The sequence below is a fragment of the Paenibacillus sp. 01T424 genome, from assembly GCF_056398745.1.
Window position 1 is genome coordinate 1 of the sequence record NZ_JBFTPZ010000132.1, and the last position, 401, is coordinate 401.

Genomic DNA, 401 nt, shown 5'->3' on the forward strand with positions numbered 1-401 from the left:
GGTACAGCCACCCTTAATTTAATTTCATCACTAATAAAAGGGATTATCCACAATAAAGTAAAGGGTATCAATAATAGTATAGTGAGGATTCCTTCTTCAGACCTCCACTTATCTTTCATAAAGAACAGACAAATAGCAAATAAAATTGACAAAAATGAAAATACAAAAACATAATAAATCAAGAAAGGAGCTATAATAACGATTGGTAATATATAACTAATAATATATGAAAAAACCCAAATGATATAACATGGGACTGACCCCCATTTGTGAGACAGGGATCAAAACACCTTTCAAGTTTAAACGGCCAATCGCCTATAATCAACCGGCGACTGGTTATTTAGTTTCGTTTGAATACGAATTGCGTTATAGTAAGTGATGTAGTCTCGAACGGTCTGTTC

At 33.2% G+C, this 401-nt stretch carries 1 protein-coding gene; it reads right to left on the bottom strand.

Annotated features, from left to right (window positions below; all coding sequences use genetic code 11):
- Positions 1–299: 299 nt before the first annotated feature.
- On the bottom strand, positions 300–401 hold a 102-nt coding region (locus tag AC1DPK_RS34335), incomplete at its 5' end, for an IS3 family transposase (protein ID WP_477512554.1).